This window comes from Flavobacterium sp. DG1-102-2, assembly GCF_033042555.1.
GTDB lineage: Bacteria > Bacteroidota > Bacteroidia > Flavobacteriales > Flavobacteriaceae > Flavobacterium.
Genome location: NZ_JAWLIK010000006.1, coordinates 184,806 through 203,845, shown reverse-complemented (window position 1 = coordinate 203,845; position 19,040 = coordinate 184,806). Strand labels below are relative to the sequence as shown.

Here is a 19,040-nt window from a genome sequence, read left to right as displayed (position 1 = left end):
TGTAAATTTTAAATAGATATGAAAAAAATACTTTTAGCATTGTTTCTTACGTTAGGAGCAGTCACGGTGCAGGCTCAGGAAATAAAATGGATGACTATGGATGAAGCCCTTGTTGCCCAAAAGAAAAAAGCCAAGCCTATCTTTATGGATGTGTATACAGACTGGTGCGGTCCTTGTAAAATTCTTGACAAGGTTACCTTCCATGATGCTGAAGTTGTAAAATATATCAGCGATAATTATTATGCGGTTAAATTTAATGCCGAAGGAAATTCTGAAGTAAATTACCTTGGTAAAAAATACGCTAATCCGCAATATGATGCTAGTCGTAAAGGAAGAAATGCCATGCACCAGTTTGCAGCAAGTCTTAATTTAGAAGGTTATCCTTCAATGGTGATATTTGATGCTAAAACCAGTAAGGTTAAAGGTACTATAGTGGGGAATCATACTCCTCCACAGCTTTTAGAAGCTCTTAAAACAAAATAATCTTTTAGATTACATCCTATAGTCCCTTTTTGTCTTTTTGACGGAAAGGGATTTTTTTGATATGATGATATTGTTTCTTTTCATAAATTAGTCGTGTTATAATATTTAAAAATGAAAAAGATTTTTATAGTACTGCTTCTTGCCTTTAGCGGGTGGGGAATGCAGGCTCAGGATACCGCCGAATGGCATACGGACCTTAACAAAGCTATTACGGTCTCTAACAAAACGCACAAGCCATTGTTCCTGTTTTTTACAGGTAGTGACTGGTGTGGCTGGTGTATAAAGCTTCAAAAGGAAGTTTTTAAGACCCCTGAATTTACAAAATGGGCAAAAGATAATGTAGTGCTTGTGGAACTGGATTTTCCGAGGAGGACACAGCAATCTGAAGAACTAAAAGTACAGAATGCACAATTAAATAACTTCTTTAAAGTAAGGGGCTATCCTACGGTATGGATTACCGATGTTGTTAAAACAAATGATGGTAAAACTCAGTTTTCCCCAAGGGGAAGCACCGGTTATGTTGCTGGTGGTCCATCTGCATGGTTAGATGGAGCTAATAAGATTATGGTAAATAAAACCTAGATATATTTTATTGAATAGCATAGAATCCCTTTTCGGCTGTAGCATGAAAAGGGATTTTTAATTTTTGGCAGGTCGCGTTCCAACTTTGCAGGCTGCCTTTGTAATTGGTGCCGTCCGCTACGATTTGTTTTGGCTGTACATCGCTTATAAGGCGCTCTAAGTTTATTTTGGCTGATTGGGTAAGGATTATTATGTCAGGTCTGCTTTTATCTGAGTAAACGCAGTCTTTGTCGATAACTATAATTTTTTTGCCACTATGTAAGAGTACATTCTTAAGCGGAACTGTTTTGATGATTTCTGTAAAGCCTGCCTTTGCGTATGACATTATAAGTAGGCTTTTGTCAGCCAGGCTATCAGTGCTCATTACAGTAATTGACTTCTTGTCTTTTGAAGTGAGAATGGTACTCCTGTAATTATTGAATACGATCATTTCCTCACTTTTTCCTTCGTGCCAGGATGTGACAGCATATATGCCCTGAAAAACGATTATTGATGTCAGTAGGACTAAAGTTCTTTTAAAGTTCTTGTTATAAAGCCAAAACGCAAAAGATGTAACTACGATATATAAAACAATTGTAAGGAGCAGGGTAAACGAAATGTCTTTAATTACAAGGCTTTCGAAGGATGCAACCCATTTTATGAAGCCGTTCATTGTGTTTACCAAAAAGCCTAATGCCTTGCCAAAAAATAACGCAGCATCGATCCAGATAAAGTTAAGCATCAAAACAAATAACCCTAATAAAAGTATCACGTTTGATAGCGGTATGACGATAAGATTGGCTGCAAGAAACAGCAGTGGAAAACGGTTAAAATAATATAGGCTTAAAGGTAATACGCCCAACTGGGCTGCGAGTGAAACCAGCATAGTGTCGCTAAAATAATTTATAGCCGCGTATTTTGATGCCTTGAGGTTTTTGTAAAATGGTTGCAGCCATACGATAAAAAATACAGCAAGGTAGCTTAGCTGAAACCCTGCATCAAAAAGGAAATTGGGTTCTGCTATTAAAAGTACAAGCATGGATACTGCAAGTGAATTATAAACCGATGTATTGCGGTTAAGTTGCTGGCCAATGCTTATAAAACTAAACATTACTACCGATCGTACAACTGAGGCTGATAATCCGGTAATGAAAGCAAATCCCCAAAGCATAGATAATATGAGTAGTAAGCGAGTTAACTTACCTTTTTTCTTAAAACGGTTTAACGGCTTAAAAAGATACGTCAGCACATAAAAAAGCACAGCAAAATGCAGTCCGGAAATGGCAAGTATGTGCAATACTCCTGCATCGCGGTATGCATTATTGGTTTCGGTATCCATATCCTGGCGCTGGCCTAAAAGAAGTGCGTTGATTGTGTTTTGTACAGGAAGACTAAAATGATGCAGGGCAAAACTGTTTATTAGCTTTTCCCTTAATCTTCCAATATAGTAATCAAAACTATGGTCTGTCCCTACTCTGATAAAGTTGTTCCTAAGCTTTAACTGATGAAAAACATCCTGTTTTTGCATATAGGCAGCATAGTCAAACTGCGATGGATTGAGTGGTTTAGCTATAGGTAGGGGAGTAGCAGCAATTACAAAACGCTCGCCCGCGTAATGTATAATAGACAGAGAGTCTTTAGGCTGAATTAATAAAACCCGTCCGTTTACAGATTGTTGATTGATAGCTGTTACTTCAAAATAATATCGCTCGTTATAATCATTTGGTTTGAGCCTTTCCGTAATTACTCCTGTGAGTACGGAATTATCATTTATGAAATTAGAATAATGTAGCCTGCTGTTATCTGCCTTGTGCAACGACTGCGTAAGCATGCCGATACATATAGCGGTAACTATAATACAAATATCAGTATAAGGCTTGGGAAGTAATACCTTTTTAGATTGCCAGTAGTTTATAGCTAAAGAAGCTAAAGCAATAGTTGTCGTTATTCCCGAAATAAAAGGAGAAATGCCAGCGTAATATCCTATGAGTATCCCGATGGCAAAAAATAATGTAATTATAGCTATTGGGTATTTCAATACCTTCATACAGGCTACGATATTGAAATGTGCCTCATAAAATGTCTTATTCTGCTATGTACCTTCCTGCCTGGAAAAATGTCCTTGCATGGTAAGCTTCGTTCATAGAAGAGATAATAACACCAGAGCTTGTAGACGAGTGAATGAATAGAACTTCTCCTTCTTCTGTAACGTCTGTTACAAGGCCTACGTGGTTTATAGAACTCTTGTGGCGGTTGTTTTTAAAGAATAAAAGGTCGCCTTTTTTAACCTCTGTAAGTTTAACTTCTTTAGTCGCCTTTACCATTTCGTGAGAACTCCTTGGTAAAGTGATGTCAAATAATTTAAAGGTAGCATATACCATTCCTGAGCAGTCCATTCCGGCTTTGGTAGTTCCGCCACCGCGGTAACGCACACCTTTAAATTCGGAGATAGCATTATTTGCAGCCTGTTGTGCTATATAGCTTGCATCAGAATCAGAAGAGATTGAATATTCAGGATCTGTACTGTCGTTAAGTACAACAGTTTTAGATTTTTTTACAGGATTAGCTTTTACAGCAGGAGCGTCAGATTTGTTAGGTCCGCCCTTCATCACTTCTTTTTTAACCGGTTCGTAAGCAACGATATCTTTGTCTAATGAAGCAACTTCCTTCGTCACAGCTTTTTTATCAATTGCAGGAGCTTTTTGTTTCTCTGAGTATGAGTAAACTCCTTTTTTTTGGGCTTCTTTTTTAGTGGTGATTATTTGCGCTGATGCGTTTCCAGAAACGATCAAAAGCAAAAACAGGGTTATGGACAGTAGGTTTTTCAAATCTTATCTTTTATCAAATTCAACTATGTGTTTTTACAAATATAGACAATTTATTTTAATAGAATTTTGTGAAGTTATGTTAAATGTTTGATAATGAGCTCTGCTGTTTTTCTGCTGGCACCATCGCCGCCAAGTTTTTCTTCCAGTAAATCGTACTGTTTCAGGAGGTTTTCGCGATGTGATGGTGTTAAAATTTTTTGTAATTCAGCCCTTATGTTTTTTGTGTTAAAATCACTTTGAATTAATTCCTTAACAATTTCTTTATCTAAAATAAGGTTTACAAGCGAGATATATTTAAGTGTAATAATACGTTTTGCTATCTGGTACGATATCCAGTTTCCTTTATAGCAAACTACTTCAGGAACCTTAAATAATGCTGTTTCGAGCGTTGCTGTACCCGATGTTACCAATGCCGCATGTGCGATGCTCAAAAGATCATATGTTCTGTTTGAGATAAATTTCACATTGCTGCTTCCTAAAAACTGCTGGTAAAAAGAATATTCCTGCGACGGAGCTCCTGCAATTACAAATTGATAATGTGGGAAATCATTGACTACAGATAGCATTCCGCTCAACATTTTAGATATCTCCTGTTTACGGCTTCCCGGCAAAAGCGCTATGACAGGCCTGTGGTCAAGGTTGTGTTCGTTTCTGAATTCATCTTCGCTTGTTTGTTTGCGGTTATGTATGGCATCAATAAGCGGGTGGCCTACAAATTCAACGGCAAAGCCGTGCTTCTTTTCGTAGAACTCCTTTTCAAAAGGAAGGATTATGTACATATGGTCTACATCGCGCTTGATGGCTTTGATACGGCTTTCTTTCCATGCCCATATTTGCGGCGAAATATAGTAATGGGTCTTATAGTTTTCTTTTTTTGCCCATTCTGCAATTCGCATGTTAAAGCCGGGGTAATCTATAAATATCAGTACATCAGGCTGAAATGCAGCGATATCCTGCTTACAAAATTTTATATTATTAAGTATGGTTTTCAGGTTTTGTACTACTTCGGCAAAGCCCATAAAAGCCAGGTCACGGTAATGCTTAACCAGCGTACCGCCGGTTTGCTGCATAAGGTCACCACCCCAAAAACGGATATCTGCCTGAGGGTCCTGCTTAAAAAGTTCTTTCATCAGGTTTGCGCCATGCAGGTCGCCCGAAGCTTCTCCTGCAATAATGTAGTATTTCATGTGCCTGTTTATTTGTATGCCAAAAGTACTATTATTTATAAAGACAAAAAAACGCTCCTATAGGAGCGTTAGAGTTATGATTTTAATTTATTGTTACGTTCCCAATTCTCTTTAATTATCTCATAAACAAAATTCAGTTTCGTTTCTTCTCCGAAATAGGCTACTTCTTCTTCTGCAATTTTCTGTGCACCAATACGGCCGATGGCAATCTGAGAACGGGTATTATTGGAACCTATGTGAAAGTTTACTTTTGAAACAAACTGAAAGATATAATCGAGCATCAATGCTTTAACCGATTTATTTATGCCGTTGCCCCAACAGGATGTACCATAAAAGGTGTAGCCAATAAATATGCTGTTATCCGTTTCGTTGTAATCGTAGTAGCGTGTGCTTCCAATAGGGTTGCCGGTTATATTCTCTGCAATTTTAAAAGCACTTTTACTTTGTAATGCCCCATCAAAAAAAGTTTGAAAAACCTCTTTCTTCCAGCGATCCTTGTTAGGGTGCTGTTCCCATATTTTAGGATCTGAAGCGACATCATATAACGCTTCAAAGTCGTTTTCTTCCAGAGGATAAAGGATTACGCCTTCATTCTTAAGCGTTGGCTGAATATTGATCTCCATTTGCTAATCGTTAAGTTTCCAGCTGTTGAGTGTCTGCATTGCATGATGTGCTGTAAGGTCAAACTGTACTGGTACGACAGAAATGTATCCATTTTCCAGAGCCCATTCATCCGTATCTTCGCCTTTGTCAAGGTTAACAAATTTGCCGGTAAGCCAGTAGTAATCTTTGCCCATAGGGGTTTGGCGTTTATCAAAACGTTCCTGCCACATGGCTTTAGCCTGCCTGCATATTTTGATCCCCCTAATTTCTTTTTCCTTTAGTTTTGGAAAATTTACATTTAATATTACGCCTTCCGGAAGTCCGTTTTCTAAAACCTCTTCGGTTATTTTTTTAACCGAAGATTTTACCTGCTCGAAGTCGGCGTCCCAGTTGTAATCAAGCAATGAGAAACCAATGGCGGGTATGCCTTCTATGCCTGCTTCTACAGCGGCACTCATGGTTCCTGAATATATTACGTTGATTGATGAGTTGGAGCCGTGATTGATGCCCGATACACAAAGGTCAGGCTTGCGCTTTAATATTTCGCTTACGGCAAATTTAACACAGTCTACGGGAGTGCCGCTGCAGCTGTATTCCATTTCTACATCAGGGTCGATGTCAATTTTGTTTATAGATAATGTATTGTTTATGGTAATGGCATGTCCTGTGGCGGATTGCGGACTGTCGGGAGCAACAACGACAACGTCGCCCAGCTGTTTCATTACGCTTATCAATGCCCTTATGCCGGGTGCGGTAATACCGTCGTCGTTAGTGACCAGAATTAGAGGTTTTTTCTTCATTTGAGTAGAAAAATCAAAATAAGTATTGTACTTTTACGTTTGCTAAAATACGCAATTTTTAAGGTGATGCCGTTATTATGGGACTGCGCGAAGGAAATTTTTTAAGATGATGTACTTTGGCACACTTTTTAATATAAAAAGCTATACGACTATTTAAATGAATGCCATTTTAAACTATATGAAAAGAAATTATAAGATATTAGGGATCGTTGCCTTGCTGGCAATATTCCTGGCCAGCTTTAAGACTGTCTCATCTGAATTAGGTTTAAACAACTCGATCAATTCTATTCTTGGTATTGATAAGGTTGATGCAGATCCTGATAAGGATAAGCTGCTGCTGGAACTGATCACGTTTGTTATAGAAAAAGGGCATTATGATCCGGCTAAGATAGATGACGCTTTCTCTAAAGGAGTTTACAAAAGCTATCTTGAATCTATAGATCCGTCAAAACGATTTTTTGTACAATCAGACATTGACGAGTTTTCTAAATACGAAGACAAAATTGATGACATGATCCTTAATAAAGACCTTAGCTTCTTTGATCTTACCTATAACAGGCTTAAGCAGAGGATAAAAGAGTCTGAAGGCTTCTATAAAGATATTTTATCTAAACCGTTTGACTTTTCTAAAAATGAAGAGTTCAATACAGATTATGAAAAAATGCCTTATCCTAAAAATGATGATGAGCTGAGAGCCCGTTGGGAAAAACAGCTTAAGCTTTCTGTGCTTTCTACAGTTACAGACAAGCAAAAACTACAGGATACTCCGGCAGATAAAAAAGATAGCACAAAAGATGCAGCAAAGGTTTCTGATAAAAAAGCAGACGACGGCAAAAAGAAAACGTTTGCTGAGCTGGAAAAAGAAGCGCGCGAATCTACCTTAAAATCACTCGATGATTACTTTGGTGTGATTGATGACCTGAAACGTGAAGAATGGTTTAGTGTTTACTTAAATTCTATCGCAGAGCGTTTTGATCCGCACACTTTCTATTTTGCGCCTGATGATAAAGAGAAATTTGATACAAGCATGAGAGGTTCTCTTGAAGGTATCGGAGCAAGGCTTCAGAAAAAGGGTGATTATGTTGAGATATCTGAACTTATACCTGGCGGACCTGCATGGAGAGGTAAAGAACTTGAGCAGGGTGACCTTATCATGAAAGTAGCACAGGGTAAAGGAGATCCTGTAGATATTGCAGGCCTTCGCCTTGACGACACCGTGAAGAAAATCAAAGGCCCTAAAGGTACAGAGGTTAGGCTTACCGTTAAAAAAGTTGACGGTTCGCTTAAAGTTATCTCTATAGTTAGGGAAGTTGTAGAGATAGAAGAGACATATGCTAAATCAAGCATCGTTAAGAAAGATGGTAAGATCTATGGTGTTATCAACCTGCCTAAATTCTATATTGACTTTGAAAATAAAGATAATCGTGACGCTGCAAAAGACGTTGCTATCGAGGTTAAACGACTTAAAGAGCAGCATGTAGATGGTATCATCATGGACCTTAGGGACAATGGTGGAGGTTCTCTTAAAACTGTTGTAGACATGACTGGATTGTTTGTACAGCAGGGGCCTGTTGTTCAGGTAAAATCTGCGGGTAAACAAAAAGAAGTGCTGTCTGATACTGATTCTTCTGTATTGTATGATGGCCCGCTTGTGGTGCTTATCAATAATTTCTCTGCTTCGGCTTCAGAAATATTTGCAGCGGCAATCCAGGATTACAACAGGGGTATCATTATGGGTAGTAAACAAAGCTATGGTAAAGGTACTGTTCAAAACCTAATTGACCTTAATCAGTTTGTAAGAAACAATGCTCTTGGTGATCTTGGTGCGCTTAAAACAACTACACAGAAGTTTTACAGGATAAACGGAGGCTCTACACAAAGAGAAGGTGTATCGAGTGATATCGTGATGCCGGACAGGTATTCATACATAGAAATGGGCGAGCGCGATTCTGATAACGCAATGCCTTGGGATAAAATTGACCCGGCGCAATACAAGCCGATCAAAAATAACTTTAGCGATGCAATTGCAGCCAGCAAAAAAAGAATGGCAGGCAACGAGCAATTTAAGCTGATGGATGAAAATGCTAAATGGGTTTTTGCTAAGAAAGATGAGAATACCTACAGCCTGAACATTGACAAGTTTAAAGCTAAAGTTGTCGAGAGCGAAGTTGAAGCTAAAAAATTCAAAGCGCTTAACGATTATAAAAACAGCCTTGTTTTTGAAGGGCTTCCATATGAAAAAGCACTTCTTGCAAAAGATCCTGCCCTTGCAGAAAAGAAAGAGAGATGGTTTGAAAGCCTTTCTAAAGATATATATGTAGAGGAGGCAATCAATGTGCTTGGTGATATGCAAAATAAGACGGCAAAAGGAAATGCTGTTACAGTTAAAAAAGATAAAATGGTTAAAACGAGATAAGCCCTGATGGATAAAACCAATCATTCGCTTACAGGCTTAGCGCTCCAAAAATTCAGAAAGAATTTTTGGGGCGTTTTAAGTTTAGTATTCATTGTATTTTTAGTATTAGTGGCTGTGTTTGCCTATTTGCTCGCACCAGATAAGACCCAGAGTGCTAACTGGGGCGATCTCGCCATACATTCTAAACCGCCAGGATTTACAGTGAACATGCTTACTTTTCCGTCAGTGGAAGAATGCAAACTTTCAGATTATTTTGTTGGTAAAGCTTCAGGCCCTGAAAAAATACCCGTACTTAAATATAGCGTTGGCAAAGACAGTCTTACATATTACGAATACACCGATGAGCCTTCTCTTGCCATGGCCAGGACAATTCCTCTCTCTGTGTTTGGGAAAGGTGCAACGGCGCAATCGGTAAAAGAAAACAACATCTCACAGCAGCAATTTATTTTAGGAACCGACAGCCAGGGGCGTGACCTTTTAAGCCGACTGATAGTAGGCTCAAGGGTTTCGATTGCCATAGGTTTTGTCGCCGTCTTTATATCATTAGTTGTGGGGATATTCTTTGGTGCCATTGCAGGTTACTATGGTGGTAAGGTAGATGCTTTTGTAATGTGGCTGGTAAATATTATCTGGTCGATACCCACGCTGCTGTTGGTCATAGCCATAACACTTGCGCTAGGTAAAGGCTTTTGGCAGGTTTTTGTCGCAGTGGGCCTGACTATGTGGGTTGAGGTGGCAAGAGTCGTTAGGGGGCAGGTAATGAGTATTAAACAGATGCAGTTCGTAACTGCTGCCCGTGCATTAGGATACAGGAATTCCAGAATCATCTTCAACCATATACTGCCTAACAGTATGGCCCCGGTTATTGTTATATCGGCAGCCAACTTTGCTTCGGCTATACTTGTAGAAAGCGGACTTAGTTTTCTTGGCCTCGGGGCACAACCGCCTATCCCAAGCTGGGGTGGAATGATCAAAGACCATTATAATTATATAATCCTTGGTAAACCATATCTTGCAATGGCACCCGGTATTGCGATGTTATTATTGGTACTTGCCTTTATGATAGTGGGTAATGCGTTAAGGGATGCATTGGATGTGAAGAGTGAATAGATATGACAATTAATGATGAAATATTATTTAATCAATATGGGCAAAATCTTGTCGACGTTAGGTCATTTCAGCTAAAGTTTAATTATTTCAACCTTGATGAAAAGCGTAATTATTTGAAATATCTGTTGTTTTTAATTGGTCAGTCAAAATCTTTAGAATCAGATATTCCTACCGTAATTTTGAACAGTAAATTAAGGCCTACTTTTACTCCCTGTGTATTATTGAAGAAGGGAGTAAAATATCATAACCTGATGAATATTGTTGAACTTCCCGAAAATGAATTAGATAAGTCTTTAATATTATTTTTAAACTTATTTAGGATTGCTTATCAAAGAAGATTGGAAATTGAAAAGGCTGATGGAGATAAATGGTGGTATTCCGATTTGTCGGATGATGAAAATGTCCGGGTAATTATAAACCAACACTCATAATACTACCACTCATTAACCTTATTTGCATCCATTTTAATAAAAATGAACAGCAATATGGTAAAAGCCCATAAACTTGATCCTCCGTACGAGAAAAACGGAAGCGGTACACCAATGGTAGGGAATAGCTTTATAAGCATCGTGATATTTACAAAGAAGTGCATAAACAAAATGGATGCTACGCAGTAGCCATACGTCCGGCTGAATTTTGATTTTTGGCGCTCTGCCAGATATATAATCCGTAGCAATAAGGTTACAAATAAGCCTATAACGACTAAGCCGCCTATAAAGCCCCATTCTTCGCCTACTGTAGTAAAGATATAATCCGTGTGCTGCTCAGGTACAAATCCTCCTTTAGTCTGCGTGCCTTCAAGATATCCTTTTCCAAGCCATCCTCCCGAACCGATAGCAATCATACTTTGGTTTAGGTTATAGCCTTCTGCCTGTTGGTTTACGTCTTTGTCAAATAGGACATTGATACGGTCTTTCTGGTGATCCTCCAGTACGTTTTCGTACACAAAATCTACAGAATACACAAAACCTGCCACTGCAATAAATATAAGTGAAGACAGTATAGGGTTTCTGTGTGCTCTTCGGGTTACAAAAAATTGTGCCAGTATAAAAATCAAGGCGAGTATTACGATAAATAAAGGTTTCACGAGTAATGCCAAAAGGAAAAGTACAATTGCGATTGCACCGGTAGCTAAGTACCATCCTGGTAAGCCTTCACGGTAAAGAACCAGAAATAATGATGCAAATATCATGGCACTTCCAGCATCAGGCTGCATCATGATAAGAAATACTGGGAAACATATTATGCCGAAAGCTATAAGTTGATGATTTACGTTTTTTAAGTTTATCTGCACGTCGCTCAAAAACTTAGAGAGTACAAGTGCTGTGCCTATCTTGGCAAACTCAGAGGGCTGTAAACTGAAGCCCCCGAAAGAATACCAGTTGGTTTGTCCCTTAATGGTTTTACCGGCAACAAAAAGCCCTGCGAGCAGCACTATCCCCAGGCCATAAAAGATAAAGGCATACTTATCGTAAATCTTTGCATCTAAAGTTAGCAGCACAATGATAAGCGGAACGCTCAACACGATAAACATGATCTGTTTACCATAAATCTGGCCAATATCAAATATGGATGTCGTTTCCTTCGGCAGCGAAGCCGAATAGATTGTCATCCATCCTGCGATTACCAATAAAGTATATATCAGTATGGTAATCCAGTCAATATTGTTTGTTACGCTCTGGTTTTTCATTGGGATTGCCCGTTATGGCATATAGTTCTGGTTAATCTTAAACGGCTGGCCGCTTGTAACTTTTTCATATTCTGCTTTAAGTCCGTGGGTCATTATCCATTCTTCACGTGCTTTCTGCGATTGCGAAATTTCGCCTTTAAGATATTTTTCTATCATAAGGCTGGTAATAGGGCCTGCCCATCGTGCGCCCCAATAGCCGTTTTCCACGAATACTGCAATTGCGATTTTAGGATTTTCCCTAGGTGCAAATGCGACAAATATAGAGTGGTCGGTAAGTTGTGTCCTTACGCCATTTATTTTTGCAAAGTTTTCGGCAGTACCGGTCTTACCACATATCTCTATGCCTTCAACTTTAAGACGGCTTGCCGTACCATAATTATATACATCAAATAATCCGTCGATTACGGGTTTAAAATGCTGCTTGTCTATCGTTGTATAATGTTTGGTCGTAAATTTTTTGTCAATGGTATGTCCCTCGATTTTTTTGATTACATGGGGTGTATAATACCATCCCTGATTAGCAACAGCAGCCATCATATTAGCTAACTGTATCGGCGTCATATTAACCTCTCCCTGGCCGATAGAATTGGAGATGATAGTCGAGCTTCGCCATCCTCCGTTAGGATAATATCGTTTGTAATATTTTGCGTTAGGTACCCTTCCCGGTCTTCCCTGTGGCAGGTCGTAACCCATAAAATCGCCAAGGCCAAAACTCTTTATATGCGAACTCCAGGCATCTAAGCCATACTGCGGTTTAGGATATTTGTCAATCGTCAGTTTATAAACGTTAGCAAAATATGTATTGCAGGAATTATAGATGCCATTATTAAGCTGGTGCGGCCCAAAGCCATGGCATTTCATAAACGCGCCACGTCCATAAGAAAATCCGTGGTGGCACATGAAAGTAGTGTTCACGTCTATTACCTCTTCCTGAAGGCCAACAAGTCCTGTAAGTATCTTAAATGGCGATCCCGGAGGGTATTCTGCAAGAAGCCCGCGGTCAAACAGGGGCATAGCTATAGTGTCCCTGGCCATCAGGGTGTAATTTTTGCTGCGTTCGCGGCCTACTAACATTGCCGGGTTATAGTTTGGAGCAGTTACCAACGCAAGTATTTCGCCTGTAGAAGGTTCGATAGCGACAATACCGCCGCGTTTTTCAAACATAAGCTTTTCGCCATATTCCTGCAGCGCCATATCTATAGAAAGCGTAATGTCTTCTCCCTGTACCGCTATGGTATCATATATTCCGTCCTTAAATGAACCTATTTCCCTATTGAAGCGGTCTTTCTGGATATACTTAACACCTTTTGTGCCGCGTAGTATTTCTTCATATACCTCTTCAACACCTTGTTTCCCTATAAGGTCGCCACTTTTATAATAAGGATTCTTTTTTATAATAGGGTCATTTACCTGCTGTATGTAACCAAAAACGTTAGCCCCGGCAACCGTCTGATAGTCGCGAAGCGAACGCTTAACGATATCAAAGCCTTTAAATCGGCGTATCTTTTCCTGGAAAGCAGCAAATTCTCTTTTGTTTAACTGAGGTAAAAAAACTGAAGGAAGCCTTGGACTGTAAACGCGCGCTTTTTTAAGCCTTTCTATGAAGTATTCTTTACTGATGCCTAAAAGGGAGCAGACTTCCAGAGTGTCTACGCCTCCCGTCTCTTCCGGAGTAACCATAATGTCGTAAGAGGGCTGGTTAGCGACCATAAGTTTTCCGTTACGGTCATATATATAACCCCTTTCAGGATAATCGTATTTTATCTTGATGGCATTGTTGTCAGATTTTTTGATGTAAGAATCATCAAGTATCTGTAGGTAAAAAAGCCTTGCCACAATAATAAGGGTTGCGGCAATGATAATAATTGGCAGTAAGATCTTTCTCATTGTTTGCCAGGCTTAATTAAGTAGATTATTATTATACAGATTATAAGTGTAAATAGCGTTGTTAGCAATGTCCTCAATAAAACGTCGAGGATAAGGCTGAACCTGAATACCTCCAAAAGGTATAAAATTAAATGGTGGGTTACAACTGAAATCAGTATAAATGAAAATCTTTCGGGCGACAGCCTGTCGTTTATTTTTACAGTCTGGTATTCGTAACTGATACCAAATGAGAATTTAAAGAAAGTAGGGCGGAGGTAGGCAAGCACCACGCAGGCGACTGCGTGCGACCCTCCGGAATTAAGAAACATATCAAGTGTAATCCCTAATAAAAAAGATGAAAGCAGTAATCCAGCCTTATTTCCGTTTACCGGATACAACAGTATAAATAATATGTAGGGATATGGATTAAGGAACCCGAAAAGATCCAGCCTGCTGAAAACAACGACCTGAAGTAACAGCAGGATTATAAACCTGAATATGTTTAAGATAACACTACTGCTCATTAGTCTTTGTTGTTTCGTCTTCCAGTTTTATTATTTCGTCGCGGTCTTTATTTTCAATTATGTATACATGGCCCAGGCTAGTCATGTCGTTAAACAGCCTTATGTCAAGTGTGTAATAATTTGTTTTTTTATCAACGTATACTTTTTCGATGGTGCCGATAGGGATATTCTCAGGGAAGATTCTTGACTCTGCACCTGTAACTATAGTATCGCCTTTATTTACCGTGGCAAGCCTTGGTACATCGATTAGCTGGGCAAAACCTGTGTTCTTGCCATTCCACGTAAGTGTGCCAAAGTGGTTGTTCTTCTTAATTTTGGCATCCAGCCTGAATTTAAGGTTCAGGATACTGATTACGGTTGCATAGTTGCCCGATGTGTTTTCTATGATACCCGCAACGCCAAGACTGGTTACAACGCCCATATCAGGCTTAAGCCCCTGGTTGCGTCCGCTGTTTATAGTAAAATAGTTTTCGTGAACACCGTAAGAGTTACGAATGACCTTAGATTGTATAACGGCAAAATTACCTATTGCATCAGGTAAATCTACAGGAGGCCTATTTGCAGTGTCCTGAGTGTTGAAAAGCAGTTTTTTTAGGCGTGCGTTTTCGCCGGCCAGTGCCTCATTCTGTTCCTTAAGGCTCAGGTATTCATTTACATTGTTCACCTGCTGATATACATAGCCGGATATGGCGTTCGCCGACGTTACAGCTTGGCTCCTGTGATAGGAATGCGACTGTATGGTAAGCGTTAATGAAATGCCCAAAAGCAGCAAAAACAGTATTAAAATACTGTTTTTAAATATAAAATTAAATATTTGCTGCATCGATTAGCTGTCTTTATTTGATAAGTATGCTTCTGAATTTTTGTATGTTTTTTAGCGCCATGCCTGTTCCTCTTACAACGGCTCTAAGCGGATCTTCTGCAATATATACTGGAAGATCTGTTTTTTGTGAGATACGTTTGTCAAGGCCTCTTAACATAGATCCACCGCCTGCAAGGTATATACCCGTGTTGTAGATATCGGCTGCAAGCTCAGGAGGTGTCTGTGATAAGGTTTCCATAACAGCATCTTCAATACGCTGTATCGATTTGTCAAGCGCTTTAGCGATCTCGCGGTATGAAACGTCTACCTGCTTAGGTTTGCCTGTTAAAAGGTCACGTCCCTGTACCGACATATCTTCAGGAGGAGTTTCAAGGTCTTCTATGGCTGCCCCAATTGTAATCTTAATTTTTTCGGCAGTGCTTTCACCCACAAAAAGGTTGTGCTGGGTACGCATGTAGTATACGATGTCGTTTGTAAAAACGTCTCCTGCAATTTTAACCGATTTGTCGCATACGATACCGCCTAGGGCAATAACTGCAATCTCGGTAGTACCACCGCCTATATCTACGATCATGTTACCTTTAGGCTGCATGATGTCTACACCAATACCTATTGCCGCTGCCATTGGCTCATGAATAAGGTATACCTCTTTACCATTTACCCTTTCAGCAGATTCTTTTACCGCACGCATCTCAACCTCTGTAATACCTGATGGGATACAGATAACAAGACGAAGGGCAGGAGTAAAAAGTTTCTTTTTAAGGGCAGGGATGCTTTTGATGAACATGGTAAGCATCTTTTCAGACGCGTCAAAGTCAGCAATAACACCATCTTTAAGCGGACGTATGGTCTTTATGTTTTCATGTGTCTTACCCTGCATCATGTTTGCTTCCTTACCTACGGCGATTATCTTGCCGGAAATGCGGTCGCGCGCCACTATGGACGGGCTGTCTATAACGACTTTGTCGTTGTGTATGATTAGGGTATTTGCGGTACCAAGGTCGATGGCAATGTCCTCGGTCATGAAATCAAAAAATCCCATACTGGTTTAGTGTATTAAGGTTTTGGTAAAAAAAATATTTAAAGCTTACAAAAGTAATGAAATTAATGTTTGAAATGACGGGTTCCCGTAAATACCATTGCAACGTTGTTTTCGTTGCAGTAGTTGATACTAAGTTCGTCTTTTATTGAACCTCCGGGTTGTATAACCGCAGTGATTCCGGCGTTTTTAGCAAGTTCTACGCAATCCGGGAAAGGGAAAAATGCGTCGCTGGCCATAACCGCGCCGTTTAGGTCGAAGCTAAATGATACTGCTTTTTCTATAGCCTGCCTTAGGGCATCAACGCGGGAAGTCTGTCCTGTTCCTGATGCGTACAGCTGTTTGTTTTTTGCAAATACAATTGTGTTTGATTTTGTATGCTTGCAAATTTTAGAAGCAAAAAGCAAATCTTCAACTTCCTGAGTAGTAGGTGATGTTACAGTAACGGTAGTTAAGTGCTCTTTATTGTCGGTTATATTGTCTTTATCCTGAACAAGAAGTCCGTTAAGGCATGTACGAACCTGTTTAGCAGGAAGTTCAACGTCGTTCTGGATCAATAAAATTCTGTTTTTCTTTTCCTGAAGCACAGCAGCAGCGTCATCATCAAATCCCGGAGCAATAACTACTTCACAGAAAAGGCTGTTGATTTCATCGGCAGCAGCTTTGTCAATTTTTGCGTTAGAGATAAGTACACCTCCAAAAGCAGACGTTGGGTCTGCGGCAAGTGCATCAAGGTAAGCTTCTTTTACAGTGCTTCTTGTGGCAAGTCCGCAGGCGTTGTTATGCTTAAGGATTGCAAACGTAGGTCCGTCGTTTTTAAATTCGTTGATAAGGTTTACAGCAGCATCTACATCAAGAAGGTTGTTGTACGATAGCTCTTTACCGTGAAGTTTAGTAAACATCTTGTCAAAGTCGCCAAAGAAATAACCTTTTTGGTGCGGGTTTTCTCCGTAGCGAAGCACCTGTCCATTGCTAACACTCTCTTTGTAGAACGTTTCATCTTCATTAAAATAGTTGAAGATAGCCGTGTCATAGTGCGACGAAGTATGGAAAGCTTTAGTTGCAAAAAACTTACGCTCTGCAAGTGTAGTGCCACCATTGTTGTTAGTAATAACGTCAAGGAATGCTGCATATTCGTTTACCGAAGCAACGATTACCGTATCTTTAAAGTTTTTTGCGGCAGCACGGATAAGTGAAATACCGCCTATATCAATTTTTTCTATGATGTCAGCTTCAGAAGCACCCGAAGCTACAGTTTTTTCAAATGGGTAAAGGTCTACGATGACAACATCAATTTGCGGAATGTTGAACTCCTGCATCTGCTGCACATCGCTTTCGTTATCCTGACGGTTAAGAATTCCTCCAAAAACTTTTGGGTGAAGTGTCTTAACCCTTCCGCCAAGGATAGATGGGTATGAGGTTACATCTTCAACAGGTACTACCGGTATGCCCAGGTCTTTAATGAACGCTTCTGTACCGCCTGTAGAATAGAACGTTACGCCCTGCTCGTGCAGTTTTTTTACTATAGGTTCAAGACCTTCTTTGTCAAATACCGAAATTAGTGCCGATGAAATTTTTTTGATGCTCATTTTTGTGTGTATAAATAAAGTTGCAAAAGTAGTTATTGTACAGTTAACATTCAAAAGCTGTGAACACTAAATTTTGCAGAAAATGAAAATTTATTTCGATCAGGCTGTTATCATTTAAAAAAAATGTGGAATTTTACAGAAGTCAATCAAAATCAATCATGCTTTTATACCTGCGTTTACTTAGAGAAAGTCTTTCTTTTGCCCTGAATGCCCTAACTAACAACAAACTGCGTACGTTTTTGTCGCTGCTAGGTGTTACTATTGGTATTTTTTCCATAATAGCTGTACTGGCTGCCGTAGATTCCCTGGACAGAAAAATAAAGAAAGACATGAGCAGCGTGGATAAGAACACGATGTATCTTAAACGATTCTCTTTTGGGCCAAGCGATATACCACGATGGAAAAGAGAGCAATTTCCCGACGTGGCATATGATGAGTACCAATACCTTAAGGATAATACGCCTACAGTACAAGCGATGGCTTTCCAGATATTTACTAAAAGTGAAACTGCAAGGTATGAAGACAAATCGGCCAGCAATGTAAATGTTGTTCCCGTTTCCTATGAATTTACAGATATCCAAAGCCTTAAAATTGAGCACGGACGTTTTTATAACGAGTCAGAATCTAATTCGGGCACGGCGGTTGCAGTGATTGGCTATGAAATTGCACAGACACTTTTTGGTAACGATAATCCGCTTGAAAAGAAGGTCAGGATGTATGGCCAGAAATTTACTGTTATAGGGGTACTTGAAAAGCAGGGGCAGGGCATGTTTGGCGAAAATAATGATACAGCTATTATTATACCGGTAAACTTTATACGACATATGTATGGAGATAATAATTCTTTTATGACACCCATCATCATCATAAAGCCCAATCCCGGTGAAGACGGTGAAGCGGTAAAGGCAGAAATCACTCAAAAACTACGCAATTACAGGGGCATAAAAGCAGGGCAGATTGATAACTTCATTATTGATATACTTTCGGGCTTTACAGATCTTATTGATAATATAATAGGACAAATGAATGTTATCGGCTGGATTATCAGCTGTTTCTCACTTCTTGTTGGAGGTTTTGGTATTGCTAATATCATGTTTGTTTCTGTTAAAGAGCGTACAAACCTTATCGGTATACAAAAAGCTCTTGGTGCAAAAAACAGATTTATACTGTTCCAGTTTTTGTTTGAAGCTGTGATACTATCTTTAATAGGTGGTATTGTGGGAATGCTTATGGTTTGGGGTATTGCAACCGTATTAACTAATGCAATTGAGTTCGAATTTATCCTGGGCTTTTCTAACATTGTTATAGGAACCGGGCTTGCGGCATTCATTGGTTTGCTTTCTGGTATACTTCCGGCAATATCTGCATCTAAGTTAGATCCGGTTGAGGCAATACGAAGCGGGATGTAAAGCAAAAATGCGATACGTCTAAGCCCCCACTGTCAACGTACCGCATTTTAAATAATAAAAACATCCAAATACTGCGTTAATGTCTTTCATGGTTCAGCATGATTGTAAAAAG

General features: G+C 39.5%; 17 protein-coding genes. 6 read left to right on the top strand and 11 right to left on the bottom strand.

The features are described from left to right. Positions 1-18: 18 nt before the first annotated feature. Together R1T16_RS10980 and R1T16_RS10975 are read left to right on the top strand one after the other, a co-directional pair. On the top strand, positions 19-483 hold the full coding sequence (locus tag R1T16_RS10980) for a thioredoxin family protein (RefSeq protein WP_317501151.1): 465 nt from the start codon (positions 19-21) through the stop codon (positions 481-483). 111 nt (positions 484-594) lie between these two features. Further along, positions 595-1,065, top strand: coding sequence for a thioredoxin family protein (locus R1T16_RS10975; protein WP_317501150.1), 471 nt, complete (start codon positions 595-597; stop codon positions 1,063-1,065). Positions 1,066-1,072: 7 nt separating this feature from the next. On the opposite strand, the gene R1T16_RS10970 is transcribed toward R1T16_RS10975, so the two are convergent. The 5 genes from R1T16_RS10970 to surE all read right to left on the bottom strand — a co-directional run bounded on the left by R1T16_RS10970 (position 1,073) and on the right by surE (position 6,462). After that, positions 1,073-3,091 (bottom strand): ComEC/Rec2 family competence protein, encoded by a 2,019-nt coding sequence (locus R1T16_RS10970; RefSeq protein WP_317501149.1) that lies wholly within the window; start codon positions 3,089-3,091, stop codon positions 1,073-1,075. A gap of 37 nt (positions 3,092-3,128) precedes the next feature. Next, a complete protein-coding gene (locus tag R1T16_RS10965) occupies positions 3,129-3,872 on the bottom strand; it encodes a C40 family peptidase (RefSeq protein WP_317501148.1) in 744 nt (247 codons plus the stop codon). A 74-nt stretch (positions 3,873-3,946) separates the two neighbouring features. Beyond that, a complete protein-coding gene (gene lpxB, locus R1T16_RS10960; RefSeq protein ID WP_317501147.1) occupies positions 3,947-5,059 on the bottom strand; it encodes a lipid-A-disaccharide synthase in 1,113 nt (370 codons plus the stop codon). A 74-nt stretch (positions 5,060-5,133) separates the two neighbouring features. Further along, positions 5,134-5,682, bottom strand: coding sequence for a GNAT family N-acetyltransferase (locus R1T16_RS10955; protein ID WP_317501146.1), 549 nt, complete (start codon positions 5,680-5,682; stop codon positions 5,134-5,136). A gap of 3 nt (positions 5,683-5,685) precedes the next feature. Further along, positions 5,686-6,462: a 5'/3'-nucleotidase SurE gene (surE, locus tag R1T16_RS10950; RefSeq protein ID WP_317501145.1), complete on the bottom strand. Its 777-nt coding sequence runs from the start codon at positions 6,460-6,462 to the stop codon at positions 5,686-5,688. Positions 6,463-6,619: 157 nt separating this feature from the next. Between surE and R1T16_RS10945 the strand changes: the two genes are divergently transcribed. The 3 genes from R1T16_RS10945 to R1T16_RS10935 are packed head-to-tail and all read left to right on the top strand — an operon-like array spanning position 6,620 to position 10,419. Beyond that, positions 6,620-8,878 (top strand): carboxy terminal-processing peptidase, encoded by a 2,259-nt coding sequence (locus R1T16_RS10945; protein ID WP_317501144.1) that lies wholly within the window; start codon positions 6,620-6,622, stop codon positions 8,876-8,878. A gap of 6 nt (positions 8,879-8,884) precedes the next feature. Continuing rightward, positions 8,885-9,988, top strand: coding sequence for an ABC transporter permease (locus R1T16_RS10940; RefSeq protein ID WP_317501143.1), 1,104 nt, complete (start codon positions 8,885-8,887; stop codon positions 9,986-9,988). A 2-nt stretch (positions 9,989-9,990) separates the two neighbouring features. Next, positions 9,991-10,419 carry a DUF5958 family protein gene (locus tag R1T16_RS10935; RefSeq protein ID WP_317501142.1) on the top strand — a complete coding sequence of 143 codons (429 nt, stop codon included), beginning with the start codon at positions 9,991-9,993 and terminating at the stop codon, positions 10,417-10,419. Between the two features lie 2 nt (positions 10,420-10,421). Here R1T16_RS10935 and rodA read toward each other — a convergent pair whose 3' ends face one another. The 6 genes from rodA to purH form a co-directional block, all read right to left on the bottom strand. After that, positions 10,422-11,678, bottom strand: a complete 1,257-nt coding sequence (gene rodA, locus R1T16_RS10930; protein WP_317501141.1) for a rod shape-determining protein RodA — start codon at positions 11,676-11,678, stop codon at positions 10,422-10,424. A gap of 12 nt (positions 11,679-11,690) precedes the next feature. Continuing rightward, positions 11,691-13,565: a penicillin-binding protein 2 gene (mrdA, locus tag R1T16_RS10925; protein ID WP_317501140.1), complete on the bottom strand. Its 1,875-nt coding sequence runs from the start codon at positions 13,563-13,565 to the stop codon at positions 11,691-11,693. Then, on the bottom strand, positions 13,562-14,068 hold the full coding sequence (locus R1T16_RS10920; protein WP_317501139.1) for a rod shape-determining protein MreD: 507 nt from the start codon (positions 14,066-14,068) through the stop codon (positions 13,562-13,564). Before R1T16_RS10920 ends, mrdA begins: the two co-directional genes overlap by 4 nt. Next, the gene (gene mreC, locus R1T16_RS10915; protein WP_317501138.1) at positions 14,058-14,891 is read right to left on the bottom strand and encodes a rod shape-determining protein MreC; all 834 of its coding nucleotides are present in this window, start codon (positions 14,889-14,891) and stop codon (positions 14,058-14,060) included. Before mreC ends, R1T16_RS10920 begins: the two co-directional genes overlap by 11 nt. A 13-nt stretch (positions 14,892-14,904) precedes the next feature. Further along, positions 14,905-15,933 (bottom strand): rod shape-determining protein, encoded by a 1,029-nt coding sequence (locus R1T16_RS10910; protein WP_057670143.1) that lies wholly within the window; start codon positions 15,931-15,933, stop codon positions 14,905-14,907. Between the two features lie 62 nt (positions 15,934-15,995). Continuing rightward, a complete protein-coding gene (purH, locus tag R1T16_RS10905) occupies positions 15,996-17,519 on the bottom strand; it encodes a bifunctional phosphoribosylaminoimidazolecarboxamide formyltransferase/IMP cyclohydrolase (RefSeq protein ID WP_317501137.1) in 1,524 nt (507 codons plus the stop codon). A gap of 158 nt (positions 17,520-17,677) precedes the next feature. Here purH and R1T16_RS10900 point away from each other — a divergent pair, with 158 nt between their 5' ends. Beyond that, positions 17,678-18,928: an ABC transporter permease gene (locus tag R1T16_RS10900; RefSeq protein WP_317501136.1), complete on the top strand. Its 1,251-nt coding sequence runs from the start codon at positions 17,678-17,680 to the stop codon at positions 18,926-18,928. The last annotated feature ends 112 nt before the right edge of the window (positions 18,929-19,040 follow it).